24 protein-coding genes and 2 pseudogenes are annotated in these 26,056 nt (G+C 69.8%); 14 read left to right on the top strand and 12 right to left on the bottom strand.

Annotated elements, in window-relative coordinates; genetic code table 11:
* Positions 1–34: 34 nt before the first annotated feature.
* From ACFYP0_RS00325 to ACFYP0_RS00305, 5 genes are all read left to right on the top strand, one after another.
* A complete protein-coding gene (locus tag ACFYP0_RS00325; RefSeq protein ID WP_355499926.1) occupies positions 35–700 on the top strand; it encodes a TetR/AcrR family transcriptional regulator in 666 nt (221 codons plus the stop codon).
* 57 nt (positions 701–757) lie between these two features.
* Positions 758–1,642: a S41 family peptidase gene (locus tag ACFYP0_RS00320; RefSeq protein WP_355499924.1), complete on the top strand. Its 885-nt coding sequence runs from the start codon at positions 758–760 to the stop codon at positions 1,640–1,642.
* A gap of 350 nt (positions 1,643–1,992) precedes the next feature.
* Positions 1,993–2,370 carry a DUF2089 domain-containing protein gene (locus tag ACFYP0_RS00315; protein WP_355499922.1) on the top strand — a complete coding sequence of 126 codons (378 nt, stop codon included), beginning with the start codon at positions 1,993–1,995 and terminating at the stop codon, positions 2,368–2,370.
* A complete protein-coding gene (locus ACFYP0_RS00310; protein WP_124853472.1) occupies positions 2,370–2,627 on the top strand; it encodes a hypothetical protein in 258 nt (85 codons plus the stop codon). Before ACFYP0_RS00315 ends, ACFYP0_RS00310 begins: the two co-directional genes overlap by 1 nt.
* An 11-nt stretch (positions 2,628–2,638) precedes the next feature.
* A complete protein-coding gene (locus ACFYP0_RS00305) occupies positions 2,639–3,061 on the top strand; it encodes an SHOCT-like domain-containing protein (RefSeq protein ID WP_355499920.1) in 423 nt (140 codons plus the stop codon).
* A 216-nt stretch (positions 3,062–3,277) separates the two neighbouring features.
* On the opposite strand, the gene ACFYP0_RS00300 is transcribed toward ACFYP0_RS00305, so the two are convergent.
* Positions 3,278–3,964 carry a Type 1 glutamine amidotransferase-like domain-containing protein gene (locus ACFYP0_RS00300; RefSeq protein ID WP_355499918.1) on the bottom strand — a complete coding sequence of 229 codons (687 nt, stop codon included), beginning with the start codon at positions 3,962–3,964 and terminating at the stop codon, positions 3,278–3,280.
* Between the two features lie 77 nt (positions 3,965–4,041).
* Between ACFYP0_RS00300 and ACFYP0_RS00295 the strand changes: the two genes are divergently transcribed.
* Positions 4,042–5,115 carry a glycoside hydrolase family 43 protein gene (locus ACFYP0_RS00295; RefSeq protein ID WP_355499916.1) on the top strand — a complete coding sequence of 358 codons (1,074 nt, stop codon included), beginning with the start codon at positions 4,042–4,044 and terminating at the stop codon, positions 5,113–5,115.
* A gap of 99 nt (positions 5,116–5,214) precedes the next feature.
* On the opposite strand, the gene ACFYP0_RS00290 is transcribed toward ACFYP0_RS00295, so the two are convergent.
* Together ACFYP0_RS00290 and ACFYP0_RS00285 are read right to left on the bottom strand one after the other, a co-directional pair.
* Positions 5,215–6,471: an MFS transporter gene (locus ACFYP0_RS00290; RefSeq protein WP_355499914.1), complete on the bottom strand. Its 1,257-nt coding sequence runs from the start codon at positions 6,469–6,471 to the stop codon at positions 5,215–5,217.
* Between the two features lies 1 nt (position 6,472).
* The gene (locus ACFYP0_RS00285) at positions 6,473–7,057 is read right to left on the bottom strand and encodes a winged helix-turn-helix domain-containing protein (RefSeq protein WP_355499911.1); all 585 of its coding nucleotides are present in this window, start codon (positions 7,055–7,057) and stop codon (positions 6,473–6,475) included.
* Positions 7,058–7,322: 265 nt separating this feature from the next.
* Between ACFYP0_RS00285 and ACFYP0_RS00280 the strand changes: the two genes are divergently transcribed.
* The gene (locus ACFYP0_RS00280) at positions 7,323–7,820 is read left to right on the top strand and encodes a hypothetical protein (RefSeq protein WP_355499908.1); all 498 of its coding nucleotides are present in this window, start codon (positions 7,323–7,325) and stop codon (positions 7,818–7,820) included.
* Between the two features lie 28 nt (positions 7,821–7,848).
* Here ACFYP0_RS00280 and ACFYP0_RS00275 read toward each other — a convergent pair.
* The 3 genes and pseudogenes from ACFYP0_RS00275 to ACFYP0_RS00265 form a co-directional block, all read right to left on the bottom strand.
* Positions 7,849–8,189: pseudogene (locus ACFYP0_RS00275) on the bottom strand (DUF6069 family protein).
* Between the two features lie 157 nt (positions 8,190–8,346).
* A complete protein-coding gene (locus tag ACFYP0_RS00270) occupies positions 8,347–8,925 on the bottom strand; it encodes a sigma factor-like helix-turn-helix DNA-binding protein (RefSeq protein WP_355499998.1) in 579 nt (192 codons plus the stop codon).
* A 100-nt stretch (positions 8,926–9,025) separates the two neighbouring features.
* Positions 9,026–9,637 (bottom strand): TetR/AcrR family transcriptional regulator, encoded by a 612-nt coding sequence (locus tag ACFYP0_RS00265; protein ID WP_355499905.1) that lies wholly within the window; start codon positions 9,635–9,637, stop codon positions 9,026–9,028.
* 76 nt (positions 9,638–9,713) lie between these two features.
* On the opposite strand from ACFYP0_RS00265, the gene ACFYP0_RS00260 reads away from it, so the two are divergent.
* Both ACFYP0_RS00260 and ACFYP0_RS00255 read left to right on the top strand, forming a co-directional pair.
* Positions 9,714–10,817, top strand: coding sequence for a DMT family transporter (locus ACFYP0_RS00260; RefSeq protein ID WP_355499902.1), 1,104 nt, complete (start codon positions 9,714–9,716; stop codon positions 10,815–10,817).
* 202 nt (positions 10,818–11,019) lie between these two features.
* A pseudogene (locus ACFYP0_RS00255) lies at positions 11,020–11,280 on the top strand (fatty acid desaturase family protein); the annotation flags it as partial.
* Between the two features lie 88 nt (positions 11,281–11,368).
* Here the strand turns inward: ACFYP0_RS00255 and ACFYP0_RS00250 are convergent.
* The 3 genes from ACFYP0_RS00250 to ACFYP0_RS00240 all read right to left on the bottom strand — a co-directional run bounded on the left by ACFYP0_RS00250 (position 11,369) and on the right by ACFYP0_RS00240 (position 14,075).
* Positions 11,369–12,619: a helix-turn-helix domain-containing protein gene (locus ACFYP0_RS00250; RefSeq protein ID WP_355499899.1), complete on the bottom strand. Its 1,251-nt coding sequence runs from the start codon at positions 12,617–12,619 to the stop codon at positions 11,369–11,371.
* On the bottom strand, positions 12,606–12,767 hold the full coding sequence (locus tag ACFYP0_RS00245) for a hypothetical protein (RefSeq protein WP_355499896.1): 162 nt from the start codon (positions 12,765–12,767) through the stop codon (positions 12,606–12,608). Before ACFYP0_RS00245 ends, ACFYP0_RS00250 begins: the two co-directional genes overlap by 14 nt.
* 123 nt (positions 12,768–12,890) lie before the next feature.
* Positions 12,891–14,075 (bottom strand): helix-turn-helix domain-containing protein, encoded by a 1,185-nt coding sequence (locus ACFYP0_RS00240; RefSeq protein WP_355499995.1) that lies wholly within the window; start codon positions 14,073–14,075, stop codon positions 12,891–12,893.
* 437 nt (positions 14,076–14,512) lie between these two features.
* Between ACFYP0_RS00240 and ACFYP0_RS00235 the strand changes: the two genes are divergently transcribed.
* The 3 genes from ACFYP0_RS00235 to ACFYP0_RS00225 are packed head-to-tail and all read left to right on the top strand — an operon-like array spanning position 14,513 to position 16,757.
* A complete protein-coding gene (locus tag ACFYP0_RS00235) occupies positions 14,513–14,911 on the top strand; it encodes a GntR family transcriptional regulator (RefSeq protein WP_355499894.1) in 399 nt (132 codons plus the stop codon).
* Complete coding sequence (locus ACFYP0_RS00230) at positions 14,908–15,798, top strand: ABC transporter ATP-binding protein (RefSeq protein WP_355499891.1); 891 nt, start codon at positions 14,908–14,910, stop codon at positions 15,796–15,798. The genes ACFYP0_RS00235 and ACFYP0_RS00230 overlap by 4 nt, the downstream gene beginning before the upstream one ends.
* Positions 15,795–16,757: an ABC transporter permease subunit gene (locus tag ACFYP0_RS00225; protein WP_355499888.1), complete on the top strand. Its 963-nt coding sequence runs from the start codon at positions 15,795–15,797 to the stop codon at positions 16,755–16,757. The genes ACFYP0_RS00230 and ACFYP0_RS00225 overlap by 4 nt, the downstream gene beginning before the upstream one ends.
* Positions 16,758–16,892: 135 nt before the next feature.
* On the opposite strand, the gene treZ is transcribed toward ACFYP0_RS00225, so the two are convergent.
* From treZ to glgX, 3 genes are read right to left on the bottom strand one after another with little or no spacing between them, the layout of a single operon-like run.
* Entirely contained in the window at positions 16,893–18,617 is a 1,725-nt protein-coding gene (gene treZ, locus ACFYP0_RS00220; RefSeq protein ID WP_355499885.1) for a malto-oligosyltrehalose trehalohydrolase, read from the bottom strand.
* Positions 18,614–20,920: a malto-oligosyltrehalose synthase gene (gene treY, locus ACFYP0_RS00215; RefSeq protein WP_124854569.1), complete on the bottom strand. Its 2,307-nt coding sequence runs from the start codon at positions 20,918–20,920 to the stop codon at positions 18,614–18,616. The genes treZ and treY overlap by 4 nt, the downstream gene beginning before the upstream one ends.
* Position 20,921: 1 nt before the next feature.
* Positions 20,922–23,039: a glycogen debranching protein GlgX gene (gene glgX / locus ACFYP0_RS00210; RefSeq protein ID WP_124854568.1), complete on the bottom strand. Its 2,118-nt coding sequence runs from the start codon at positions 23,037–23,039 to the stop codon at positions 20,922–20,924.
* A 317-nt stretch (positions 23,040–23,356) separates the two neighbouring features.
* Here glgX and ACFYP0_RS00205 point away from each other — a divergent pair, with 317 nt between their 5' ends.
* On the top strand, positions 23,357–24,796 hold the full coding sequence (locus tag ACFYP0_RS00205) for a glycosyltransferase family 4 protein (protein WP_124854567.1): 1,440 nt from the start codon (positions 23,357–23,359) through the stop codon (positions 24,794–24,796).
* Between the two features lie 431 nt (positions 24,797–25,227).
* Positions 25,228–25,872 carry a maleylpyruvate isomerase N-terminal domain-containing protein gene (locus ACFYP0_RS00200; protein WP_355499881.1) on the top strand — a complete coding sequence of 215 codons (645 nt, stop codon included), beginning with the start codon at positions 25,228–25,230 and terminating at the stop codon, positions 25,870–25,872.
* Positions 25,873–26,056: the final 184 nt, after the last annotated feature.

The raw sequence follows: 26,056 nt of genomic DNA, 5'->3' as shown, positions 1-26,056 counted from the left end.
AGGGACCGCCGGTACCTAAGCTAGGATTGGCGTCATGACGTTCCAGCGGGCACGCAGCGAGGAGCAGCGTGAGGTCCGACGCCGGGCCATCCTGGAGACGACCTCGGCGATGCTCGACGAGATGCCGGTGGCCGAGGTGACCCTGAACGAGCTGAGCCGGCGGGTCGGCCTGGCCAAGACGGCGGTGCTGCGCTATTTCGAGTCCCGCGAGGCGATCCTGCTCGACCTGTTGGACGACCGGACGACGACCTGGCTGGCCGAGCTGGAGCAGGAACTGGCCGACGGTGTCGACCTGAGCCGGCCTGCGGTGGAACGGGCGGAGCAGACGGCCGACGTGCTCAGCCGATCGCTCGCCTCCCAGACGGTGCTCTGCGATCTGTTCGGCGCGCAGGGCGGGGTGCTCGAACACAACGTCTCGGTCGAGGTGGCCCGCCGGCACAAGCGGGCCGCACTGGGCCAGCTGGCGGTGATGGCCGACCTCGTCCGGCGGCACCTGCCCGAGGTCGGCGACAACGCCGAGCTGTTCTGCCTGCACACCCTGATCATGGGTGGCGCGCTGTCCGCCTACACCACACCGCCGCCGAGCCTGCTCGCCGTCTACGAGTCCGAGCCGGCGCTCGCGGTCCACCATGTCGACCTGCGGACAGCCCTGCGGCTCGCCATCATCACCTCGCTCGTGGGCATGCTGCCGCGCTCCTGAAGCCCCAGTGCGAAACTCGGTGGCCATGAGGCTGTTTGCGGTCTACCGTGGCCCGCCGTGCTCTCAAACGAACAGATGATCGGGCAGGCCCTGGACCGGATCGAGGCAGGGTACGTCTTTCCTGAGAGGGTCGCGGACATCGACGCCGCGATCCGGCGCCGCCTCGCGGCAGGCGAGTACGACAACCTCGACGGGCCGGCGCTCTGCGAGACGGTGACCGCTCACCTTCAGGAAGTCTGCCCGGACAAGCATCTGCGGCTGCTGTGGTCGGACCAGCCGCAGTCGCTGGATCCAGCCGACGAAGACGGCGGTCGGGCCGCCTTCCTCGCGCTGCTCAGGGCGGAGAACCAGGGGATCCGCCGGGTCGAGCACCTGGACGGCAACGTCGGGCTCGTCGACGTGCGGCGCATCGCGTACGCCGACGAAGGCGCCGCCGCGATCGGCGCGGCCATGCAACTGGTCGCCCTCAGCACCGCGCTCATCCTGGACCTGCGCGCCTGCTCCGGCGGAACACCGGAGGGAGCCGCGATGTGGTGCAGCTACTTCTTCCGCGACGACCAGGTGCACCTCAACGACTTCTACGAGCGGTCCACCGGCGCCACCCGCCAGTTCTGGACGACCGCGCACCTGCCCGCGCCGCGCTACACGGACCGACCGGTGCACGTGCTCACCAGCGCGGTGACGTTCTCCGGGGGCGAGGACGTGGCGTACACCCTTCAGGCGCACGGCCGGGCCGTCGTCGTCGGTGAGACGACGCGTGGCGGCGCGCATCCGACGGCCCGCCACCCGATCACCGAACACATCCTCGTGACCGTGCCGACCGCCCGGACCATCAACAGCGTCACCGGCACCAACTGGGAGGGCATCGGAGTGGTCCCCGACGTACCCGTCCCGGCGGACCAGGCACTCGACACGGCACTCACGGCCATCTCGGGCGGATAGGCGCGGCGGCGTCGACGGCCGTTCCCCCGAACGCGGTGCTCGGGTCGGCGGGATCTCCGGAATCCGCCGCGGTTCCACGTCCCGGCCGTTGGCGATGATCGACTCGGGTTTCATGAAGTCGGGGTGTCCACGGAGCCGGGACACCCCGATTTCCGTGAAGGCGAGTGGATCGTGCCACCGAGCCGTGATCACGATCCCCGCGCCCTGGGCTCGTAGCGCGAGCCGTCGTGGTGACCTCAACCGCGAACCCGCCCGTCCATCCCGCCACCACCTCCAGGCAGGAGCCTTGATATTAAAAATATCAAGGTTGTCCCCTTGGCAGCTTAAGATTTCTAAGTTATAAATTGTGTATGACAGAGCAGGCGATGGACTGGCAGGAGCTCACCACCCTGACCCGAGGGCAGCCGTTCGTCGTCGAGCGGGTGCGCCTGGCGAGCAACGGCGTCGCGATCGAGGGCGAGTTCGAGCCACCGCAACTGGCTCAGCTCAACGTCGATGATCAGGTCTTCGTCACGGCGTTCGTGCGTTGCCACGGTTCGATCAAGGAGATGGAACGCATCTTCGGGGTGAGCTACCCGACGATCAAGTCACGACTCAACCGGATCACGCAGATGCTCGACTTCGTCGAGACCGACCCGGCACCCTCACGAGCCGACATCGTCGACCGGTTACGCCGCGGTGAGATCACCGCACAGCAGGCGTTGGCCGAGCTGGAGGGCCGGGCGTGATGCCGCAGCTGGTGACCGTCAAGGTCAACCGCCCGGACCACCGGCCCATCCGCTTCTGGATTCCGGTGCTCCCCGTGGTGCTCGTGCTCTTCCCGGTCGTGGTCCTGGTCGTGCTGGCGGCGATCGTGGCCTGCGTCGTGTTCCGCATCGGTGTGGTGCGGGCACTCGGCGCCGCTTGGCGTGTCATCTCCGCGCTGCCCGGCGCCCGCTTCGACATCGAGCAGGGCCGCACGGCCGTGCTCGTGGCCATCCGATAGGAGAGGTTCGAATGACCGAACAACGCAAGGACATCCTCGACATGCTGGCCGCCGGCAAGATCACCGCAGAGGAGGCGGAGCAGCTCATCGCCGCACTCGAACGGGACCAGGCACCGGCGACGGTGGGTCACGACGCCCGACCGAAGGGCAAGGTGAAGTACCTGCGGGTGGTGGTGGACGCCACCGACAACGGCGAGCCATCGCGGGTCAACGTGCGGGTGCCACTGCAACTGCTGCGGGCCGGTGTACGGCTGGCGGCGCTGATCCCGCCGCAGGCCCTGGTCAAGGCCAACGCCTCACTCAGCGACTCGGGCGTGCCGATCGACCTGACGCAGCTCAAGCCCGAGCAGTTGGAGGCGCTCGTGGAGCACCTCGACGAGGTGACCGTGGAGGTGGATTCACCCGATGCCACAGTGCGGGTCTTCTGCGAGTAGCCGCCGTCTGATGGGACGGCCCCTCGGAAGGGTGCTGGAACACCCTCCCGAGGCTGCGCCCGCCGCAGCAGAGCACAGGAACTGCCAACCTGAAGTTTAGCCACTGATCGGCACACCAGCGGAGGGACCACTCGGACGGGTGGTCCCTCCGCTGTGTCCCGCGGCCGCATGTCGCTCGCCTACCCGGGCGGCGAGTCGGTGCTCGACTGAGCCCGGTCAGGGGTTGATCAATTCCCAGTCGCCTTCGGAGATGACGTCAACCCTGCCGTCGACCACCTTGATGGCGGTGTTGTCGTCGATGGCGTAGGTCGGGACCGGGATTCCGGACGCCCACTTCTGAATGTGGGACAGCTCGGTGTCCTCCATGTCCGGATGGTTGAGGTGGGGGTACAGCGTGAAATCCACCAACCCCAGCGCCCGGTCGGCGTCCTGCGCCATGTCGCTGCCGTCGGGGACGAATTGACTGTCGAATTCGGCGTCGCAGTTGTACTGGGTGACCGCGATGCTCCCGGCGCTGACCCCCACATAGACCGTGTCACTCAGCGACGGCAGGAGGTTGGCCAGGCCCGACTGGCGCAGCCAGTAGGTCAGGTACAGCACGTCGCCGCCCCAGACCAGCAGGGCGTCGGCCTCCCGGACCGCCGGGGCCCAGTTCTCTTCTCGAATGGTGGGCAGCGCGGTGAGCTCCAGCACCCCCAGGGACTTCCAACCCAGCTGGCACAGGGGGATGTCGGGTTGGCCGTGAATCGCCTTCCACGCCTTCTCAGCTCCGCCGGGGAAGGGGTAGACACCGGTGGGAACGAACAGAGCCGTGGACTCGGCGAGCGGCTTGCCCAACAGGTCGACCAGCGCGTCGGAGATGCTCGGGTTGCTGATGCCCCCCGACGTGAGAAGAAACTTCATGGAAATTCGCCCTTCTGAAGCTAATCTACAAAGGTCAATGCTTGCTGCCGGCTCCTCCCGAGGACAGGATCCCGATCGTGACCATCGGAAACCGAACCCTCCCACGAATCCTCGCCGCTCTGCTGGCCGCCGTGCTCGCCACCGGCCTGTCCCTGGTTGGCGCCGGACCGGCGACGGCCGGGCAGACCAGCCTGCGGGCCGCCGACCCGAGCGTGATCCGCGTCGGCGGCACCTACATCTCCGTCCAGTCGCTCAACGGCGGGATCGCCGTTCGGCAGGCGGCCTCCCCGGACGCGCTGGCCGCCGCAACCGCGCGGCAGGTCTGGACGGACAGCCGCAACCTCGGTGAGGTCTGGGCCCCGGAGATCATCACCGACGGTGGCCGGTACTACATCTACTTCTCGGCCGGGCGCGGCACCGCCCACCGCATGTACGCGATCCACTCGGCGTCGCCGGCCAGCGGCTACACGGCCGAGCGGCAGCTCGCGCTGCCCGACGGCAAGTGGGCGATCGACGGCAGCCTGTTCACCTTCAACGGGCAGCGGTGGTTCGTCTGGTCCGGGTGGGCCGGCGACACCAACGTCGAGCAGAACATCTACCTCAGCCGCATGAGCGACCCGCTCACCCCGACCGGCAACCGGTACGTCATTTCCCAGCCCCGCGAGAGCTGGGAGCGCGTCGTCGGTAACCCGTTCATCAACGAGTCCCCCGAAGCGATCAAGGACCCGAACGGGCAGCTGCACATCGTCTACTCCGCCAATGGCAGTTGGAGTGACCAGTACTGCCTCGCCGACCTGCGACTGCGCGCCGGCGGCGACCCGACGTACGTGTGGGACTGGTACAAGTCGAACGGCTGCCTGTTCGGCTCGAACCGGGCCACCATGATGGCCGGCTGGGATCCCACCCTGCACGTCAACGGGCCTGGCCACCACAGCTTCGTCCTGCTCAACGGCGACATCGCCACGAGCCCGCCCGCCGGGCCGAGGTTCCCGTTGATGTACCACGGCGTGCCCAAGGGCACGGCGTACTCCTGGGCGAACCGGCACTGGTACACCGGCACCTTCTGCTGGTGGGGCAACACCACCTACCGCCGCGCCAACGTGCCCGGCCCGACTGCCGACACCGGGTTCAGCATCAAGTTCTTCGAGTGATCCGGGCGCGCCTGCGGCCGACACCGAACCGCAGCCGGCGTCACACTGTGGACGCTGCGGGTGCACCCGCTTCCGGCGCTTGCGGCCTGTGACCGGGGTCTACCCGACGTCGGCGGTGGCGGGTTGCCGTTCGGCGGGGCGCTGCAGCCGGACGGAGCGCAGGCCTACGTAGGCGACGGCACCGGAGGCCAGGTACAGCACGGCCTGCACGTTGAGCACGAGCACGACGCTGAGCACGTCGCCGAGCAGGCCCGCCGCGGCCATGCCCAGCCCCTGTGCGGCATTGAAGATCGCGAAGTAGGCGCCGAAGGCCCGGCCCAGCTCGGTGTCGGGCACGCTCTGTTGGATCTGCGCGAAGGCTCCGCTGGCGTACGCGATTCCAGGCGCGCCGACCAGGATGAACAGCAGGATGTACCACTCGGGTTGACGGGTGACCGCCGGCCCGTTCCAGATGACCAGGCTGATCAGGGCGAACGTGGTCGCGCCGAGGCTCATCAGCAGCCGGGGACTGAGCCGCGCGCCCAGCATGCCGACGATGAGCCCGCCCGCCACCCCGCCAATCGCCTGGACGCCGCGCAGCACACCGGTGAGGGTGCCGTCGGCATCCAGCGCACGACTGACGAAGACGACAAAGAGCACCACGAACAGGCCCTGCGCGATGCCGCCGAGCGCCATGCTCAGAATCGTCACCCGCATGACGCGGTTGCGTCGTATCGCCGTGAGCCCGGATCGCCAGTCGGTGAGGAACGACGACGTACGGTCCGGAGTCGCCTGTCCTGCGGCGTGGTGGCGCGCGGCGCGGCGGCCGGCGGCGATCAGGGCTGCCGCGATCACGAAGGCCACGGCGCTGCCGACAGCCAGGTAGCGGGTGCCGTCACGGGTGATCGCGAAACCGCCCAGCGAACCTCCGATGAGCCGTCCCACACTGACGTTGAGCGCCACCGCGCTGTTGGCGCGCACCAGGTGCGCGGGCTCGACCAGTCCCGGCAACGCGGCGTTGCGGGCGGAGTCGAACGTCTGGGTGAGCACCGCCTGGGCTCCGGCAACCAGCGAGATGACCCACAGGTGGTGGTCGGGTTGACCGAGCAGCGGGATCACCACAGCGGCCTGCAGCGCGGCGACGCCACTCATGAGCCGGAACCGGTCCACACGATCGGCGAGAGCACCGGCGAACGATCCCAGCGTGATGCCGCACAACAGTTCGACGAGGAAGACGGCGGAGGTGGTGAGCGCAGAGCCGGTCACCCCGAACACGTAGATCGGCAGCCCGGTGAGCAGCAGCCAGCTCGCCACGCTGGAGAAGAGCCCGGCAGCCCAGATCAGGACGAACCCGCGGTGTCGCAGCAGCGTCACCATGTCAGATGAACTCCGGCGTGGGGTACGCCTGAAGGTTGAGGCTGACGGGCCGGGCGTCGCTCGGGGGCGCGGTGCGCAACGGGCGCAGGTACGGCCGGATGACGGCGTCCAGGGTCAGCGTCAGGTGCCGCAGTTCCTCCGGAGTGAGCGAGAGCGTGTAGCTGTGGAAGGTGGCGCTCTCCCGCCACTCGTCGGTCAGTTTGTGCTGCTGATGCTGGTAGCGCTGCAACGATCGGAACACCTCGTCGAGCTCGATGGCGGTCAGCGCGTCGGTGATCTGCTGCCCCTCGGCATCATCGGGATCCGGGCGGAGTTCGAGCCCGGTGGCGGCGGCGCGCCACGGTCGGTCACGCCGGTTGGACCTCTCGGCGGGGACCCGCTCGATGAGGCCGTGCCGGGCCAGTTGACGCAGGTGATAACTGCAGTTCGATCCGGTGTCGTCCAGGGCGTCGGCGCACTGCGCGGCGGTTCTCGGGCCGGCGGCCAGCAGATAGCGCAGCAGCCGCAGGCGCAACGGGTGCGCGAGGGCGCGCAGCTTGGTCGCGTCCTGGACACGCAGCCGGCGTTCCGGCTCGTTCAGCTCCATCAGCACCCCTAAACGAAAGACTCCTTTCGTTTATACGCCCTAGCGGCACGTTCTCGCAAGAAGTCTTTCGAAAGCAGTAGCGGCCAGTGAACCTGAGACGCCGCAGCTGTCCCACGTGGACTTTCTTACGAGGGCTGGGCTCCCGGGGTGAATAACATCCCCTTCACCATCCACTTCCCGCTGAGCTCGCTGTACTGCCCAGGCGCGTTGGGGCCGGGCCGCCAGCCCGGCCCTCGACGCGTTCACCACGAAGGACCACGAACCCATGACCTCTGAACCACCCGCGTACGCGGTGCCGGGCGTCGAGTCCGAGGACCCCACGAACACCCCGGGCTACTTCCTCTACCGTGTGGACCGACTCGCCGGCTTCCCCCCGGTCGCCGCGGCCATCGACCGCGCCCCGAGCGTCCTGCCGGCGATCTGCTCGGACGACAGCGCGATGCGGGAGGCTTTCACCCAGAGCCGTGGCGCGCTCTGCCGGCAACTCTGGGTCGGCACCGACGACGGCCTGCACTGGGAGTTGAGCTTCGGCGACGGCGTGAAGTTCATCGTCGACGCCGGGGACGAGCCCGTGGATTTCCTCCGGGACGCTCTCATGGCGCAGCCGGGCGTCAGCTCAGCCGAGCACTACTGCGACGAGAACTTCAAGGTCGAGACGACCCGGGTGCTGCGCGCCGACGAGATGGCCGCCAACTTCATCGACACGGTCGTCACCGCCCACCGCGAGTTCGCCCGCAGCCAGGGCATCGACCTGCCGTACTGAGGCCAGCACGCCCCCCGCACCCAAGACGTCAATCGGTCCGGGTGCGGAGGCTCCGCGCCAGGGTGGGGATCATCACCGCCGCGGGGACGAGGTGCAGCCCGAGGAGGGCGGTGATGGTGGCGGTGTTGGCCCCGAGAGGAAGGGCGGGACCAACGAGATCGCGGTCAGCGACACTGCCGTCCACACGAATCGCTCGGCGGGGCGAGCACTCCAGCGCAGAAGAGCGACGGCGATGACGATGCCCACGACCGAGAAGACGCCGGTCACCACGGCGAACCCGGCCAACGGGATCGTCTCGCCACCATCGGGGATCTCGAAGTCGACGCCAACGGCCCGGGCGAGCGCGGCGGCGAGGGTGGTGGCCACCATCGCCGCGAGCGTGGCAATCACAACGGTGACGACGAGCCCGCGGAACCGGTGGGTGTAGCTGGTCTGGCCCGGCACCGGGCCTGCGGCGACTCCGGTGTCATTCATGCTGTTCATAGCGTTCCTCCATCATCGGCGACTGCGAGCGTCCACACGGGCACTACTCCGTGCCGTCCGCCGGCAGGCGCTCCGGCAGCCCGAGCCGCGGGAACTGGTCGTCGTGGAAGATGACGATCTCGGTGATCGCCCCACCGGTGACGCGCAGGACGTCGATCGTCAGCGGCAGGTACGCGCCCTCCCGCTCCTGCCAGAGGTAGAAGGCGATGGCGGGCTGCCGGTTCACGGAGGTGAGGACGGTGCGCAGGCGTCCCAGGCCCTCGAAACCGCTCTCCACCCAGTCGTTCACCACCGCGTCGCGGCCGGCGTGCAGGCCCGGCGTGGGTGGCATCGAGCAGCGGACGTCGTCGCGCAGCATCGTGGCTATCCGGCCGGTGTCCGTGGCGACGCCGGCCTCGGTTAAGCGGCGCACCAACTCGCGCGTCCCCCGCCGCGCAGCAGGTAGGCCCGGGTGTCCGGGCAGGTGCTCCCGCATGCCGGCGCGAGCCCGCTGCAGCGCGCTGTTCACCGAGTTGACCGAGTCCCCGAGCAGCTCCGCGACGTCCCTGGCTGGCCAGCCGAGCACGTCCCGCAGGATCAGCACGGCCCGTGGACGCGGCGCGAGGTGCTGGACCGCGACCAGGTACGCCAGCTCGATCGTCTCCCGCCGCCATCACCAGGGCGTTGCAGCACCAGCTGTCGGTCAGTCGACCGTGGCCGATCCCGCGTTCAGCAACGCTGGATCATTCCCTGGCCTGGGGTTCCGACGGGTGTCCCAGAACGCGGTGAGCCAGTGTTTCGAGGGCGGTCTGGACATCGTGGCGGCTCTGGTTGCGGTCGCGTAGGTGCTGGTACAGCTCGCCGGCCAGAGGCGCGAGGAGCACGTCGGCGAGGATGTCGCCGGCATCATCGAGGCCAGCTTGGCGGATTAGCACGCGGACGTGGACGCGCCAGAAGCCGTAGGCGCCGCTCTGGTAGCGAGCCGCGCCACCCTCCCCGGCCAAGGCCAGCTGCAGGTGTTGGTCGAGCAGGTCGAGCATGGCGGAGTAGAACGCGGCCAGCCGTTCAGCCGGTGTCGCGCCGGGGCCCAAGGGCGGAGCACCGGCGAGCAGCTGCTGCTGCAGCCGCCTTTCGTGCTCGTCGAGCAATGCCACCGCAAGGGCGGCCCGGTCGGGGTAGCGCCGGTAGAGGGTGCCCTTGCCGACGCCGGCGGCGCGGGCGACGTCTTCCATGCTTACGTTCGTTGCTCCGTGCTGGGCGAACAGTGCCTCCGCGGCGGCCAGCACCCGGGCCCGATTCCGGGCGGCGTCCGCACGCTCCGGACGCGGTGATGGATTGGCGAGCGGTAGCGGCATACCTCATCCTAACGTAACTGGACGTGCGTCCACTTCCGTTCTATCGTCGAACCGGAACCGGACGCACGTCCGGTTCGTGCTGCTGGAGGCGGACATGCAATTTTGGGCGATCCCGCTGTTGATGACTGTGGGTGCGATGCTGGCGGTTCAGGCTGCGGCGAACGTGCAGTTGAGCACCGCGATGCGCAGCCCAATGGGTGCCTCTACGCTGCAGCTGGCGATCGGGTCGGTGCTGCTGCTGATCGCCACCGCGGTGGTCGGCACGACTGTCGCCTTTGGGCACCTCTGGAACGTAACGCCGTGGCACCTGCTTGGCGGGCTCGGCAGCGCGATCTACATCACGGCCGGGATCCTGTTATTCCCGCGGCTCGGGGCGCTGACCACTGTCGGGCTTATGATCACCGGGCAAATGCTAGCCTCGCTGCTGCTGGACACCTTCGGGCTGCTGGGGCTTCCTACCGAGCCGTTGCAGATGGCATCGCTTGTCGGCGTACTCGCTGTACTGACCGGCGTGACCCTGATCGTGCGCTCTCAAGCTTCCGGAACAGATGCATCCGCGGTGGCCCCCCAGAAGGCCACTCGGACCGTGAGCACGCCGCCGTCTCGCACCGCGGTCGGCGCAGTCGCAAGGTGGCCCGCGTCGGGATCGGCTTCGATGGCCGGCTCTGCTGCATCCGCCAGGGTCGGCGCGGCAGCCGTGTCGGCTGGCCCGACTAACCGAAATCGGCTGAGCTGGCTGCTTTTCGCGATGCTCAGTGGCGCGGTGCTCCCCGTACAGGGCGCGGTCAACGCTCGGCTTCGCGCTGACCTGAACGCGCCGATCACCGTCGCGGCGTTCTCGTTCTTGCTGGCCACCGCCGCAATGGGGTTGGCCCTGGCAGTCGCGCTGAGCGTGGCGCGCACACCTGGGCCGCAGCTGAAGCCGCTGCGCACCGTGCCGTGGTGGGGCTGGCTCGGCGGACTGGCCGGCGCCATCTACGTCACCTCGATGTTCCTGTTCATCCCCCGGATTGGCGCCGCCCCGACCGTCGCGCTCACCGTCGCCGGGCAACAACTCGCCAGCGTCGCCGTCGACCATTACGGGCTACTGCGCCTGCCCCGCCGACGCGTCAACGGCCGGCGCCTGGCCGGCGTGGCGGTGCTGCTCGCTGGCGTCGCTCTGCTCCAACTCACCCGGTGACGTCGCCATCGACAGATCTGTGGAATTCACCTGGGCGTGGGAACGGCGGCGGCTGAGCTCGTCAGCCGCGGCGGACTCAAACGCCGACGAACGGAAGCTGGCCTGCTCGTCCTGCATTTCGCCGGCTACCTCGGGGCCGTGTTCCTGGTCCTGAGCGTTCCGCAGGCGATCGTGTTCATCCGACAACGTCGACTACCTACGCCGACAGGTCCTCACCTCCCGCAACGTGCGCGGCGGCCCGCTCCCCGACGCACTACTCGGTGGGCTCAACTACCAGATCGAACACCACCTCGTCCCCAGCATGCCCCGACCCAACCTTCACGACGCCCAGCCGCTGATCCGTCAGTTCTGCAGGGAACACGAGATCGCCTCCCACGAAACGACCCTCATTCAGTCCTGGGCGCAAGGGCTGGCATACCTACGGGCAGTGGGCACCGCATCGACCCGACCGAGCAACCGCTGAGACTGGTTCGGCAAGCTTGGTTACCGATCGCTGGCCGCTCGGCTGCTGCGGCCGGCGAGGGGAACCGGTTGCGGTGCGCTCAGGCCGGTCAGCGCGTGAGGCCGACGAGCGTCGCCAGCCGCGCCACGCCGGCCGGTGCCGGGTTCGCGCGGGCGGTCTCGGCGATCACCGTACGCGCCAACGGCCGGCACCGAACCTCAGCCGGCGCGACGCTGTCCGCGTCCACCAGGGCCCGTGCGGCGCCGCGCAGGTCACCCACCTGGAGGTACGCCCGCGCGACATCAACCAGGTACGCGCCCCGGTACTCGGCCGGCAGCCGCCGCCACCCCTCCCGCCGCACCACGCATGAGTGCCTTCGTAGCGCCTCGGCAGCCTCACCCCGTTGCGCAGTCACCAGAACCCGGGCCAGCTCAACGGCGACCGGCCCGAAGCTGGTGCGGTGCGTGTCGTCGTACCCCCGAAGGTTTGCGGCGACGCCCGCGGCCCGGTCGGCAAGCTCGTCGGCGCGGCGGTGCTCGCCGCAGCCGGCGGCAGCCAGCGCGGCCTGCACCAGCAGCGCCCCACCCACCGCCCACTCCCCCGCCGACCGCCCCCGGCCCTCGCCCCCGTGATCATGAGGTTGGCCGGTCGTTTGATCTCCATTCGGCCCGTCAACCTCATGATCACCGGAGCGGGATGGGGTCGGGTCGGTGGTGGGCGGGAGGAGGCGGTTGGCTGCACTTTGGGTTGCTGTCAGGGCCAGGCGGTCGCGGTTTGACGCGCGGAGCGCCTGAGCTACCGAGATGGTTGACGTTGCCGCGAGGAGCGGGTCATCGCCGGCGGCGGCCATCGCGCGGTCGGCGGCCAGCCAGGCGAGGTCGGCCTCGCCGAGCTTCACCAGCAGGGACGAGGTGATCCGGTACGCCGGCACCAGCAACTCCGCCGACCGCGCGCCCTGGGCGGCGTCGAGCAGACCCGGCAACACCCGCGTCAACTGCCCGTAGTGCGCGTGCTGGTAGGTCAACCAGGCATGCCCGACCTGCCTTCTCAGCTCGTCCGTCTGCGGTGGAGCCTGCGGGATGTCGTAGCGGGCGAGCGCGGCCCGGATGTCGTCCACCCCATCCGGCGTGCCCGCCGGTGTGCCCTGCGGCTGGCCGAGCAGCACCTCCGGATCGACCCGCAGGACGTGGGCCACCTCCTGGATCACCGAGTACCGGTCCAGGGCGCGGGCACCCCGCTCGATCTTGTCCACCCAGGACTTCGACCTGCGCAGCCGGTCGGCGAGCATCTGCTGCGTCATCGACCGCCGCACCCGCCAGCTCGCCACCCGGCGGCCGATCGGGAGGTCATCGCTGGTCACGCCGCCACCGCCGGTCCGGGACCGCGCGGGTCGTGTCGTCCACGGGTACGCGCTCCGCCTCGGCCTGGGCCAGAAGGCGCTGCTTGGCAGCCTCCCGCTCGGCCGCCTCGCCGTTGCTCTCCGGAGCGTTGTCGTCCCGACCGCTCATCCCGCCTCCTCCGGTGGAGGCCCAGCAGCTCAGGATCGACCATCGCCGCGCTGGGCCATCAGGACGTGATCACGTCCCAAACCGGACAGTAGGGCCGATTGGTGATGCCCTAATTACTGGCAGTTATGCGGCCAGGTTGATGCCGATGCGACCGGCGAGCAGGCGCAACTCGTCGGGGATGGCTCGTCGCTGGGCACGCTGCGCGAGGGTCACTACGGCATCGCGAGCGAGGGGATTGATGGCGAACGGGATCGGTGCGGCGCGCTCGGCCTGCACGAATGCGGCGAGGGCTTCGACGTCTCGGCGACCGCCTTCCGCCACGGCGCGGCCGAGGTCGAGCCAGTAGGACTGCTGGCGGATCGACGCTGCCAGCACCTGCGGCCGGACCATCCGAGACAGCTCAATGACCCGGCCGGACTCGCCCTGCTCGGCGGCGATGGACATCTCCCAGAGCCCGACGTTGGTGGGTCCGAACCCACAACCGTTGAAGCCCGCGCCATCGGCCGGATCCCCGAGGGTTGCCGCCTCGCGGGCCGCCTCTGCGAGGTGATCGCGGGTGACGTCCAGGCGACCGCTTACCGCCGAAGTCAGCGCTGCGGAGAGGTGGAGTTGCCCGAGCATCTGTCGGACTCGTTCGTCGGCGGCGTCGGCTTGAAGTTCGGCCAAAGAACGGTCAGCAGCGCGGGCCGCGACGGCGGCGGACTCGATCGGCAGGCTCTGCGCGTACGCGAACCGAGATGCGGCGATCCACGCTGGATCCTCAGCCTGCTCGGCGACCACCCCGGAGAGCCGGGCAGCATTGAGAGCCAGGTGGCGGTATCCGAGGTTCCGCAGGCAGGTGGCGGCCTGGTAGGCCACCTGAACGAGCGTGGTGCCGCCCACAGCGGCTGCTTCAAGCAACAGGCCGGGGAGCAAACGAGCCATAGCTGAGTAGTTGCAGGACGTGCGGAGCTGCTCGGCGCGGGCGATCTCGGCCGTCAGACGTTCGGCTGTGTAGGTCGACGCGCGGCGCTCGCCGTCCTCAATCTCGATCAAGGCTGACCAAATCGCCGGCACGCACTCGGCGGCGCTCTCACGGGCCGGGTCGCCGGGCTCCGTGCCCTGGCCGAGCAGGTCGGCCACCGTGACCTGGAGTGCGGCGGCCAAAGCGACCAGAGTGGAGCGACGGTCGATGGCCTTCCGGCCCGACTCGACCTGCGACACGTACGACTGGGTGACGCCGGCGAGCCCAGCGAGAACGGTCTGCGTCATGCCGCCCCGGCGCATCCGCCAGTACCGGATCCTGGCACCAATGGTGTCCGGCTTCATCACCATGCCTTCGCCCACCCCCAGGTAGAGGACCAGGACAGCGGCCGCGCCCTGCCGTCCCGCCCGTTTGGACGGTACACCGACGGAGCATCCAAGTGACGACGCCGAGCGCCCCGAGAGGCCTCGCAGGCCCAGTCATACTTGGCACATCCCCAGCGTCAGAAGCTGGCTATGGTTCGCCGGGCGACCTGAATGAGCCCGACAAGTGACTAGGTGTGGTGCCCGTACGGCTTTCGGATCTGCCGAATTGAGCACACCGTGCGGCGGCCGACTCTGGACCTGCTCTGCGTCGAAGTCTTCGCTCTGCCCGCCGTTCATGCGGCGGACACCACCGCCACGCCCACCCGCTGAACGTGTCGGCGAATACGCGAAGACGCGGTTTGACGGCGGGCAAGCTTTACTGTTTTACTACGCCCCTAGTAAAGCAGGGAGGCTCGATGTTCCACTTCCGGCTCGACACCGGCTCCGGCGTACCGCCGTACCTGCAGCTGGTCCAGCAGGTCCAGCAGGCGGTCCTGCTAGGTTTCCTCCGGCCCGGTGACCGCCTGCCCCTGATCCGGGAGGTCGTCGAGTCCCTGGCCATCAATCCGAACACGGTGGCGAAGGCATACCGCCAACTGGAGCAGGAGAACCTCGTCACCGGCCGGCCAGGCCACGGCACGTTCGTCAACGACAAGCTGCCGGCTGCGGTGCCCCCGGCCACCTACACCTCCTTGCGAGGCGGCCTGCAGACCTGGCTGCGGAGGGCGTATGCCGCAGGGCTGGACGATCAGGCGATCGCCGCCCTGTTCGCCAGCGTCCACCACCAGACCAAGACGAATGCGGAGTCAGCATGACGGCCCAACCCGCGCTGCGTACCAGCAACCTCGGCAAGCGATACCGCAAAGCCTGGGCCCTGCGCGACTGCACCCTGGAGCTGCCCCCCGGCCGCGTCAGCGCCCTGGTCGGCCCGAACGGCTCCGGCAAGACCACGTTGCTGCGCCTGGCGGTCGGGCTGCTCACGCCCACGACAGGATCGGTCGAGGTGTTCGGCGAATCGCCCGCCACCAACAGCGTGCGGGCCCTGACCCGCATCGGTTTCCTCGCGCAGGACCACCCGCTCTACCGCCAGTTCACCGTGGCGGACCTGCTGCGCTTCGGCCGCTCCTGCAACGTGCGCTTCGACCACGAGCTGGCCGCGCGGCGCCTGACCCAGCTGGGCATCCCGCTGCACGCCCACGCCGGCGCGCTCTCCGGCGGGCAGCAGTCCCAGGTGGCGCTAACGCTGGCGCTGGCCAAGCGACCCGGCCTGCTGGTCCTGGACGAGCCACTGTCCAGCCTGGATCCGCTGGCACGGCAGGAGTTCCAGCGGACCCTCATGGGCGCGGTCGCCGACAGCCATCTGACCGTGTTGTTCTCCTCCCATGCCGTCCACGAACTGGAACGGGTCTGCGACCACCTCGTGGTGATCAACCACGGCCGGGTCGTGCTCGACGGCGACATCGAGTCGCTGCTGGCCGAACACCGGCTGCTCGTAGGTCCGCGGGTCGGGACGGACCCCCGCGGCTCGTCCGTGATCGAGGTCAGGCACAGCGACAGGCATACCACCATGCTGGTACGCCAGGCGGCAACGCCAATCATGCCCGGCTGGCAGGCGAACCCCGTCGGGCTGGAAGAGCTCGTGCTGGCCTACCTGCGTCGACCCGCCGACCTCGACGCCGAATACCAGGAGCAGACCGCATGACATGGACGATGTGGCGCCAGCACCGTACCGAGGTCCTGGCACTGACGGTCTTCGTCGGCATCATCGCTGTGGCGCTGTTCGTCCTCGGCCGGCCGATGCACGCCCTGTTCCCGATGGGTCCAACACACTGCCTGGTGCCACCGCTGGACCAGGGCTGCCGATCCGCGCTGGCCCAGCTTCAGCAGGACTACGGCTACAGCACCACCGTGCTGATCCTGCTCAACTTCGCCCCGTACACGATCGGCGGTTTCATCGGCGCGCCGCTGCTCGCCCGGGAACTGGAGACGGGCACCTGGCAGCTAGCCTGGACCCAGGCGGTGCCCCGCAGGCGCTGGCTGACCGTCAAGATCCTGGTACTCGGCACCGTCAGCATCCTTCTCGCCGCAGGACTGTCCGCAGTGGTCGCCTGGTACCGGCAGCCACTCGACCTGCTGGGCGGGTTCGACATCACCGGCTTCGACCTGACCGGAGTCGTGCCCATGGCGTACAGCCTGTTCGCGTTCGCGCTGGGCGTCGCCGCCGGAGCGGTGCTGCGCCGCAGCCTGCCGGCCGCCGCCGTGGCGTTCGTGGCGTTCCTGGCCGTACGCTTCACCATCGCCGGCTGGATCCGCCCGCACTTCCTCACGCCGGTCACCCACGTCCAGGCCTTCGTACCGGGAGCGGGCGACATCACCGACGGCACGACCAGCGCCCGGGACATGATCCTCGACCAGGGGTTCGTCGACGCCAACGGCCGCCACATCACCGGCCTCGACGCCGTGATCATGGAGGGAAAGGCCCGGGAAGGGGGCGGCGACCCCACCATCTACCTCCACGACCACGGCGTCCAGCGTTGGGCCGTCTACCAACCCATCGAACGCTACTGGGCCTTCCAGGCCATCGAGACCGTCACGTTCGTCGCGCTGGCCATACTGTTGCTGGCACTGGTCTTCTGGCGGATCCGCCGCCCCACATTCTGACCAGATGGACCCACAGCGAACGCCAGCCGCCACGCGGCACCCAACAAGCCACCCATCGCGTTGATCATTCCTAAGCTCAACGTCCGCTCATGCCGCGATCCGCGTGCATCCGCTTCAAGCGATTCAACATCAACGTCACAGCGCCACGATCGCCGCAGTCTCCGCAGGCAGTTCGATCCGGTCACGCATCACCGTGACTCCCTCCCCGGTAGCCAGGAGCACCCGACGCGCCACCCCAGGCAGCGACACCCCCTGCCCCCGCCCAGCGAAGTTGGCCACGACAAGCGTGTCCCCCCGCCGCATCACCAGGAACTGGTCCCCGTGCTGCACAGACACCTCGTGCATCCGAGGATCCGACAGGTCCGGAGAAGACCGACGCAGGGCGATCAACCGCTGGTAGAACGACAGCATCGAAGCATGCTCAGGCTTGTCCAGCTCCGCCCAGTCCAACCGCGACCGTACGAACGTCTCCGGGTCCTGCGGATCGGGCACGTCCCCCTCCGGCCACCCGTGCGACGCGAACTCCCGCCGCCGCCCGGTGCGCACCGCAGAGGCCAATTCCGGCTCCGGGTGCGAGGTGAAGAACTGCCACGGCGTAGAAGCAGCCCACTCCTCCCCCATGAACAGCATCGGAGTAAAGGGCGCGGTCAGCAGCAACACAGCGCCAACCCGCAGCAGCGAGGGTGAGAGAGAAGCCGAGATCCGATCCCCGGTAGCCCGGTTCCCGATCTGGTCGTGGTTCTGTAGGTAGGCCACCAGCCGATGCCCAGGCACCCGCGAATCCAGAGGTCGCCCATGGTGCCGGTTACGGAAGCTGGACCAGGTCCCCGCGTGGAAGAACCCACCCGTCAGCACGTCCGACAGCGTTTCGAGGGAGCCGAAGTCGCCGTAGTAGCCGTGCCGCTCCCCCGTCAGCAACGTGTGCAGCGCGTGGTGCGCGTCGTCGTTCCACTGCGCGTGCAGCCCGAACCCACCCGCCTCCCGGGGCGTGATGAGCCGCGGGTCGTTGAGATCCGATTCGGCGATCAGCGACAGCGGCCGACCCAGGTGCGTCGACAGCGACTCGACCTCGATGGCCAACTCTTCGAGCAGAGGCACCGCCCGGGTGTCCGGCAGCGCGTGCACCGCATCCAACCGCAGCCCGTCGACGTGGTAGTCGCGCAGCCACATGAGCACGCTGTCGATGATGTAGCGGCGTACCTCGTCGGAGTGCGGGCCGTCCAGGTTGATCGAGCGGCCCCAACTGTTGCTCTGCTCGGCGAGGTACGGACCGAACTGCGGCGCGTAGGCCCCGGAGGGCCCGAAATGGTTGTAGACAACGTCGAGGATCACCCCCAACCCGCGCTCGTGGGCGGCGTCGACGAACCGTTTCAGGCCGTCGGGGCCGCCGTAGGGCTCGTGGGGGGCGTACCAGCAGACGCCGTCGTACCCCCAGTTGTGTTCGCCGTTGAAGGCGTTCACCGGGAGCAGTTCGATCAGGTCGACACCGAGCGACACGAGGTGGTCGAGGCGGTCGATGGCCGCGTCGAAGGTGCCTTCCGGGGTGAAGGTGCCGATGTGCAGCTCGTAGAGGATGCTGCCGGGCAGCTGCCGGCCCGTCCAGGAGGAATCGGTCCACTGGAACGCAAGATGGTCGTAGCGGCGGCTCGGCCCGTGCACTCCCGCAGGCTGCCACGGTGACCGGGGGTCGGGCAGTGGGGTTTCGTCGTCGTTCAGCAGAAAGGAGTAGTCGGCGCCGGCGTCGGGCACGTCGACCTTCCACCAGCCGTCGGTGGCGGCGCGCATCTCGTGGTCGGTGTCGCCGGCCAGACGCAGCCGCACCCGGGTGGCGTCCGGTGCCCAGACGGAGAATTCGGTCATGAAACGGCCTCCTCGGCAGCGGTGGGAGGAGCCAGCAGAGCGACGGGGTAATCGGCCAGGAGGGTGTCCAGCGGCGTCTCTCCGCCACTGTAGACCCGCCCGGTGAACAGGTCCTTCATCTCGTGAACGGGAAGTGACAGGGCTGTGTCGCACCACCCACCGACACGTGCCAGTTCCAGCGGGAGCCGGGTCGCCACGGCGATCACCCCGCCCCGGTCGAAGGACACCGCGTGCCGGCTCACCGGCCCCTGCGCGGGCACCGGCCGGTAGGTGGTGAACAGCTCCGGGTGCGCCCGCCGCAACCGCAGGGTCCGCGACACGACGAGCAGCTTCGCCGCTCCGTCGGTGTCGACTGGGGGACGCCAGCCGCCGTCGATGCGTGCCAGCATTTCTCGGCGTACGTCGAAGTCGACCGGGCGGCGGTTGTCCGGGTCGACGAGGGAGTTGTCCCACAGCTCGGTGCCCTGGTAGGTGTCCGGCACCCCGGGCATGGTGAGTTGGATGAGCTTCTGCCCCAGCGAGTTGGACCAGCCGGCGGGGGTGATCGCGGCGGCGAGTTCGCTCAGCTCGTCGTGCAGGCTCGGGTCGTCGTACATCAGGTCGACCAGGGTGTGCAGGGCCTGCTCGAAGGCCGGGTCGGGGTCCGCCCAACTGGTCGAGGCCCCGGCCTCCCGGGCGGCCTTCTCGGCGTACGCGTGCAGCCGTTCCCGCTCGATCGGCCACGCGCCGACGGCGGTCTGCCAGAGCAGGTGGGCGAAGGCCGGGTCGGGCAGCGGCGCGTACTCCATCCATGCCTTGACCTGCTCGGCCCAGCGGGCCGGCAGTTCGCTGAGCACGGCGAGGCGGGCGCGGACGTCCTCGCCGCGTTTGGTGTCGTGGGTGGAGAGGGTGGTCATGCTGGCCGGCCAGCGGACCTGTTGGGCGGTGGCGAAGCGGTGGAACTCCGCGGGTGGCACGCCGAAGCGGACCGGGCTGTCGCCAACTTCGTTGAGCGCCACGAACCGGGTCCACCGGTAGAAGGCGGTGTCCTCCACGCCCTTGGCCATCACCGCGCCGGTGAGCTGCGGGAACCGCATGCCCAGCTCGTCGTCGGGGTTGCGCAGCCGGCGGGTCACCGCGTCCAGGGCGCCGGCCAGGTCGGGGCGGCGGCGACCCGCCTCGGAGCGGGCGGCGGCGAGCAGCCGGGCGCCGTGCGGCGGGTAGCCCCGGTAGACGGCGAACGCGGCGGCCAGCTCGGCGAGCGCCGCGCGGGCCTGCTCGGGCGGAACCTCGGGGGCGAGGGCGGCCAGCCGGGTCAGCTCGGCGGCGAGCAGCCGGGTGGCGGCGGCCAGTTTGGTGGCGTGGGTCAGGTCCTCCCAGGAGGTGTGCCGGCCGGTCACGTGAGTGTCGAGCACGGTGAAGTCGCCCTCGGCGTCGATGTCGATGAAGAGCCCACCGACCATGGCCAGGGCGTCGTAGCCGGTGGTGCCGTCCACCGGCCAGTCCGGCAGCTCCTCGCCGTACTCCAGGATCTTCTCCACCACGAGCCAGGTGTCCGGCGCGGCCTCCCGCAGCCGGGCCAGGTAGCCGGCCGGGTCGCGCAGGCCGTCCGGGTGGTCGACGCGGATGCCGTCGACCTCCCCGGCGGCGGCCCAGCGCAGGATCAGCTCGTGGGTGGCGGCGAAGACCGCCGGGTCCTCCACGCGCAGACCCGCCAGGCCCGCGATGGCGAAAAATCGGCGGTACGTCAGCTCGGCGTCACCGCGCCGCCAGGAGACCAGCTCGTAGTGCTGCCGGTCGTGCACCTCCCGGGCGCTGCCGTCGCCGGTGCCGTCGGCGACCGGGAAGCGGTGCTCGTGGTAGCGCAGCTCCCCGTCGACCAGCTTGAGGTCGTCCAGGGCGGCCGGGTCGTCGCCCAGCACCGGCAGCAGCAGCCGGCCCCGGTCCCAGTCGATGTCGAACCAGTCGGCGTACGACGAGTCGCGCCCCCGGCGCAGCACGTCCCACCAGGCGGGGTTGGCGGCCGGTACGGCGACCCCGGCGTGGTTGGGCACGATGTCGACGACCAGGCCGAGCTGCTTGTCGCGCAGGGCGGCCAGCAGCCGCTGCCGGGCGGCCTCCCCGCCCAGCTCCGGGTTGACGGCCCGGTGGTCGACCACGTCGTAGCCGTGCTGGGAGCCGGGGGTGGCGGTCAGCAGCGGGGCGCTGTAGAGGTGGCTGACGCCGAGGTCGTCCAGGTAGTCGACGATCGCGGCGGTGGCGTCCAGGTCGAAGCCGGGGCGGACCTGGATGCGGTAGGTGGCCTTGGGAGGGGTGGCCGGCATGTCAGATCGTCCTCTCCAGCACGACGAGGGAGCGGTCCGGCACCCGGATGGTGCCGCCCGCGCTGATCACGGCGGCGTCGTCCGGCTCGGGTTCGGCGGTGCTGATGACCCGTTCCCACTTCTGGCCGTACTCGCTGCCGGGCATGGTGAAGTCCAGTGGCGCGTCGTGGGCGTTGAAGCAGAGCAGGAACGACGCGTCGTGGTGCTTCTGGCCGTACTGGCCGCGCTCGCGGATGCCCTCACCGTTGACGAAGAGCGCCACCGAACGGCCGAAGTCGTTGCCCCAGTCCTCGCCGGTCATCTCCCGCCCGTCCGGGGTGTGCCAGGCCAGGTCGGGCAGCGGCTCGTCGATGCCGCGCCCGTTCACCGGCAGGCCGGTGAAGAAGCGGCGACGCCGGAACACCTGGTGCCGCTTGCGGAACGCGGTGAGCGTCTGCACGAACTCCAGCAGCTGCTCGTCGACGTTGTCCCAGTCGACCCAGGCCAACTCGCTGTCCTGGCAGTAGACGTTGTTGTTGCCGTGCTGGGTGCGGCCCAGCTCGTCACCATGACCGATCATCGGCACACCCTGCGACAGCATCACGGTGGCCAGGAAGTTCCGCCGCTGCTTGGCCCGCAGGGCGAGGACCGCCTCGTCGTCGGTGTCGCCCTCGACCCCGCAGTTCCAGGACCGGTTGTGGCTCTCGCCGTCCCGGTTGTCCTCACCGTTGGCCTCGTTGTGCTTGTCGTTGTACGACACCAGGTCGTTGAGGGTGAACCCGTCGTGCACGGTGACGAAGTTGATGCTGTGGAACGGCCGGCGGCCGTCGTCCTGGTAGAGGTCGGCGGAGCCGGAGATCCGGGACGCGAACTCGGCGAGGGTGGCCGGCTCGCCGCGCCAGAAGTCCCGCACGGTGTCGCGGTACTTGCCGTTCCACTCCGTCCACAACGGCGGGAAGTTGCCCACCTGGTAGCCGCCGGGGCCGACGTCCCACGGTTCGGCGATGAGCTTCACCTGGCTGACCACCGGGTCCTGCTGCACCACCTCGAAGAAGGTGGAGAGCCGGTCCACCTCGTAGAACTCGCGGGCCAGGGTGGCGGCCAGGTCGAACCGGAAGCCGTCGACGTGCATCTCGGTCACCCAGTAGCGCAGCGAATCCATGATCAGTTGCAGCGAGTGCGGGCTACGCACGTTGAGGCTGTTGCCCGTGCCGGTGTAGTCGACGAAGTAGCGGCGGTCCTCCTCGCTGAGCCGGTAGTAGCTCGGGGCGTCCACGCCCTTGAAGCTCAGCGTCGGCCCGAGGTGGTTGCCCTCGGCGGTGTGGTTGTAGACCACGTCGAGGATGACCTCGATGCCGGCGGCGTGCAGCGCCTTGACCATGCCCCGGAACTCCTGCACCTGCTGGCCGAGTCGGCCCAGCGCCGAGTAGCCGTGGTGCGGGGCGAAGAAGCCGATGGTGTTGTAACCCCAGTAGTTGCGCAGCCCCAGATCGACGAGGCGGTTGTCGTGGATGAACTGGTGCACCGGCATCAGCTCGATCGCCGTCACCCCGAGCCGGGTCAGATAGTCGATCATCGGCGGGGAGGCGATGCCCGCGTACGTGCCGCGCAGCTCCTCCGGGATGTCCGGGTGGCGCATGGTCAGCCCGCGCACGTGCGCCTCGTAGATCACCGAGTGGTGGTAAGGGGTGCGCGGCGGCTTGTCGTTGCCCCAGTCGAAGTACGGGTTGACCACCACCGACTTCGGCATGAACGGCGCCGAGTCGGTCTCGCTCATCCGCTCCGGCTCGTCCATGTCGTAGTCGTAGACCGCCGGGTCCCACTCCACGTCACCGTCGATGGCCTTGGCGTACGGGTCGAGCAGCAGCTTGTGCGGGTTGCAGCGCAGCCCGTTCGCCTGGTCGTACGGGCCGTACACCCGGTAGCCGTAGCGCTGGCCCGGCTCGATGCCCGGCAGGTACGCGTGCCACACGTAGGCGTCCACCTCGCGCAGCTCGACGCGGCGCTCCGCGCCGGTGTCCCACTCGTCGAAGAGGCACAGCTCGATCCGCTCGGCCACCTCGGAGAAGATGGCGAAGTTGGTGCCCATCCCGTCGTAGGTGGCGCCCAGGGGATACCGCTCGCCCGGCCAGACCTGCATCTCGCTCCTTCAACCCATGGTTATGTGCGCACCGGCCGATCGCTGCCCGCACGCATGCAGGTAGTGCCCCCGGCCCAGGCGCACCAATCCATCCTTCCAGGCGCTGCCCGGAAAACACCTGTCTGATGCGCGCTTTGCACCTCAGGTGTCCTCCGTCACGATCACCCTTTTGAAGGTGCGTTCTTGGGGCCGATGGACTTTCCTTGATCGGGGACAAGCGTCCGCGCGTGCCCGCCAGGCCCTCGGCCACCCCTTACACCTCTCGCTCCGCCGCCACTGACGCCGGCGCGTACCACCATGCATGGACGGAGATTGATGTGACGACCCTGCGGGTCGACGAGCAGCTCGCTGCCACCAAGGACCGGGCCCACCGGCCCACCGTGACCTCCCGGCCCCCCGCGCAGTCCGGTCCCACCGCGCAGCCCGGCACGCCCGTGCCGGCGCAGTCCGGCCCCGGGGTGCCCCCGCAGACCCGCCGCATCCTCATGCTGTCCTGGGAGTACCCGCCGGTGCTCGTCGGCGGTCTCGGTCGACACGTGCACGCGCTGTCGGTGGCGTTGGCCGCCGCCGGCCACGAGGTCACCGTCGTCACCCGCCACTCCGAGGGCGCGCCCCTGGAGGAGTACGCCGACGGCGTGCGCATCCTGCGCGCCCCCGAAGACCCGGTGGCCTTCCCCCTCGCCACCGGCTCACTGCTGGCCTGGACCATGGCCTTCAACCACACCCTCACCCGCACCGCCCTGCGCGCCACCCAGGCCGGCTCCTACGACGTCATCCACGCCCACGACTGGCTCGTCGCGCACACCGCGATGACGTTGCGCGACCACCTGGACATCCCGCTGGTCACCACGATCCACGCCACCGAGGCCGGGCGGCACCAGGGCTGGCTGCCGGAGGAGATGAACCGCACCATCCACGGCGTCGAGCAGTGGCTCAGCAGCGAGTCCAACCGGGTGATCGTCTGCTCCGGGTACATGCGCGACGAGGTGAACGCGCTGTTCGGCGTACCCGCCGGGCGGGTCGACGTGGTCGCCAACGGCGTGGAGCCGCGCCGCTGGCGGGTGCCCGCGCGGGCCGTGGCCGCCGCCCGAGCCCGCTTCGCCGGGAACGGCCCGCTGGTCACCTTCGCCGGCCGCCTGGTGTACGAGAAGGGCGTCCAGCACCTGATCGCCGCGCTCCCCCGGCTGCGCGAGCGGCACCCCGGGCTGCGTGCCGTGATCGCGGGTGACGGCCCGTACCGCGCCGAGTTGGAGGCCGAGGTGCACCGCCGCGGCCTGGGCGGCATGGTCACCATGCCGGGCTTCCTGGGCGGCACCGACCTGCCGGCGCTGATGGCCGCGTCCGACTGCTTCGCGGTGCCGAGCATCTACGAGCCGTTCGGCATGGTGGCCCTGGAAGGCGCCGCGGCCGGCGCTCCGCTCGCCGTCGCCGCCACCGGTGGCCTCGGCGAGATCATCGAGCCGGGCGTCACCGGGATGACCTTCCGTCCGCACGACCCGGACAGCCTGACCGACGCCGTGGACGCGCTGCTGTCGGACCCTGACCGTTCCCGCGTCATGGCCCGCCGTGCCCGCCGGATGGTCCACGACCAGTACGGCTGGGCCGCGATCGCCCAGCGCACCGCCGCCAGCTACGCCGCCGCCATCCACCACGACGCCGCGTTCACCGCCGAACGCGCCGAGCAGCGGATGTCGCAGGGTCGGGCCCTCCCGGCGCTGCCCGAGGGCAACCTGCTCGCCGCCGCCGGCCTGCGCTGACCCTCGCCGTCCGGCCCGCTTGCGGTTGATCGACTCGGCTTTCTTGAAGTCGGGGTATCCCGGCGCCGGAGACCCCCCGACTTCCGGAAATCCGAGTAGATCATGACGTGAGGAGCGCACCGCACAGCTCGGCGCTGGGCCGCCGGGCTACGCTGCCGGGCGCGAGGCGCCGGGGCGCCGGCCGGGTAGCTCGCCGCTGGGCGCCGGCCGCGCCACTCAATGTCGGGACCGTCCGGCCGGGGCCGCTCAGCGCGCCCTCGGCGCACCAGTCCCGGGCCGTCGGGCCGGGGCCACTCAGCCCGCCCTCGGCGCACCAGTCCCGGGCCGTCGGGCCGGGGCCACTCAGCCCGCCCTCGGCGCACCAGTCCCGGGCCACCGGGCCGGGGCCGCTCAGCCCGGCGCCGGTCGGCCGTGGCTGTCAGAATGTGCGGATGTCTCGTCCTGTCGACGCCCTGGATGCCAGCTTTCCGATCGCCGCCTCGATCGCGCTGGACCTGATCCGACGCCCCGAGGTGACCGAGCAGTGGTCGAGCCCGAGCGCCCTGCCACACCTGTCGGTGGGTGGGCTGGCGTGTCACCTGGGACGTCAGGCGGTCCGTGCCGCGGAACTGCTGCCGGCCCCGAGCGATCTGCCCACCCTGGAGTCGGCCGACAACCACTACGAGCGGGCCGCCTGGGTCACCGAGGGTTCCCCGGACAAGGACTCCGTCGCCTCCGGCCCCGACGAGGCCGACGCCGTACGCGGACCGGCCGACCTGCACGCCCGTTCCGCCCAGGCGCTGGAAGAGGTCGGCGACCTGCTCTCCCGGGGTGCCGCCCGTGACGTCGTGCCGATTCCGTGGCAGGGCTGGGCCCTTCCGCGCAGCGAGTTCCTGCTCACCCGTCAGCTGGAGATCGTGGTCCACTCCGACGACCTCGCGGTGAGCGTCGGCGTGCCCACGCCGGAGTTCCCGGCCGACGTCTTCGACCCCGTACGCGACCTGCTGGTCCGCCTGGCCGTGCGTCGTAACGGCCAGTCCGCGCTGATCAGCGCACTGAGTCGCAGCGAGCGATCCCGGAACATCTCCGCCTTCTGACCGCCCGCCCCGTCGCCGACCACCCGGGGCTCGGGGCCCAGGACCGCCCGGTGCCGCTCAGGGCCCAGGACCGCCCGGTGCCGCTCAGGGCCCAGGACCGCCCGGTGCCGCTCAGGGCCCAGGACCGCCCGGTGCCGCTCAGGGCCCAGGACCGCCCGGTGCCGCTCAGGGCCCAGGACCGCCC

Origin of the sequence: Micromonospora arida, assembly GCF_042873195.1 — a bacterium.
Classification (GTDB): Bacteria; Actinomycetota; Actinomycetes; order Mycobacteriales; family Micromonosporaceae; genus Micromonospora; species Micromonospora arida.
Note: the sequence above shows the minus strand (reverse complement) of the source record. Positions and strands in the feature narration are given on the sequence as shown.

What these genes read in the sequence shown, in the direction of transcription:
- ACFYP0_RS00200 (WP_355499881.1), top strand. Translation starts at nt 25,228, where the DNA reads ATGTCTCGTCCTGTCGACGCCCTGGATGCCAGCTTTCCGATCGCCGCC.
- treY (WP_124854569.1), bottom strand. Translation starts at nt 20,920, where the DNA reads ATGCCGGCCACCCCTCCCAAGGCCACCTACCGCATCCAGGTCCGCCCC.
- treZ (WP_355499885.1), bottom strand. Translation starts at nt 18,617, where the DNA reads ATGACCGAATTCTCCGTCTGGGCACCGGACGCCACCCGGGTGCGGCTG.
- ACFYP0_RS00265 (WP_355499905.1), bottom strand. Translation starts at nt 9,637, where the DNA reads ATGCCGCTACCGCTCGCCAATCCATCACCGCGTCCGGAGCGTGCGGAC.
- ACFYP0_RS00305 (WP_355499920.1), top strand. Translation starts at nt 2,639, where the DNA reads ATGACCGAACAACGCAAGGACATCCTCGACATGCTGGCCGCCGGCAAG.
- ACFYP0_RS00300 (WP_355499918.1), bottom strand. Translation starts at nt 3,964, where the DNA reads ATGAAGTTTCTTCTCACGTCGGGGGGCATCAGCAACCCGAGCATCTCC.
- ACFYP0_RS00290 (WP_355499914.1), bottom strand. Translation starts at nt 6,471, where the DNA reads ATGGTGACGCTGCTGCGACACCGCGGGTTCGTCCTGATCTGGGCTGCC.
- ACFYP0_RS00285 (WP_355499911.1), bottom strand. Translation starts at nt 7,057, where the DNA reads ATGGAGCTGAACGAGCCGGAACGCCGGCTGCGTGTCCAGGACGCGACC.
- ACFYP0_RS00310 (WP_124853472.1), top strand. Translation starts at nt 2,370, where the DNA reads ATGCCGCAGCTGGTGACCGTCAAGGTCAACCGCCCGGACCACCGGCCC.
- ACFYP0_RS00245 (WP_355499896.1), bottom strand. Translation starts at nt 12,767, where the DNA reads ATGAGCGGTCGGGACGACAACGCTCCGGAGAGCAACGGCGAGGCGGCC.
- ACFYP0_RS00240 (WP_355499995.1), bottom strand. Translation starts at nt 14,075, where the DNA reads ATGAAGCCGGACACCATTGGTGCCAGGATCCGGTACTGGCGGATGCGC.
- ACFYP0_RS00230 (WP_355499891.1), top strand. Translation starts at nt 14,908, where the DNA reads ATGACGGCCCAACCCGCGCTGCGTACCAGCAACCTCGGCAAGCGATAC.
- ACFYP0_RS00280 (WP_355499908.1), top strand. Translation starts at nt 7,323, where the DNA reads ATGACCTCTGAACCACCCGCGTACGCGGTGCCGGGCGTCGAGTCCGAG.
- ACFYP0_RS00315 (WP_355499922.1), top strand. Translation starts at nt 1,993, where the DNA reads ATGACAGAGCAGGCGATGGACTGGCAGGAGCTCACCACCCTGACCCGA.
- ACFYP0_RS00235 (WP_355499894.1), top strand. Translation starts at nt 14,513, where the DNA reads ATGTTCCACTTCCGGCTCGACACCGGCTCCGGCGTACCGCCGTACCTG.
- ACFYP0_RS00325 (WP_355499926.1), top strand. Translation starts at nt 35, where the DNA reads ATGACGTTCCAGCGGGCACGCAGCGAGGAGCAGCGTGAGGTCCGACGC.
- ACFYP0_RS00225 (WP_355499888.1), top strand. Translation starts at nt 15,795, where the DNA reads ATGACATGGACGATGTGGCGCCAGCACCGTACCGAGGTCCTGGCACTG.
- glgX (WP_124854568.1), bottom strand. Translation starts at nt 23,039, where the DNA reads ATGCAGGTCTGGCCGGGCGAGCGGTATCCCCTGGGCGCCACCTACGAC.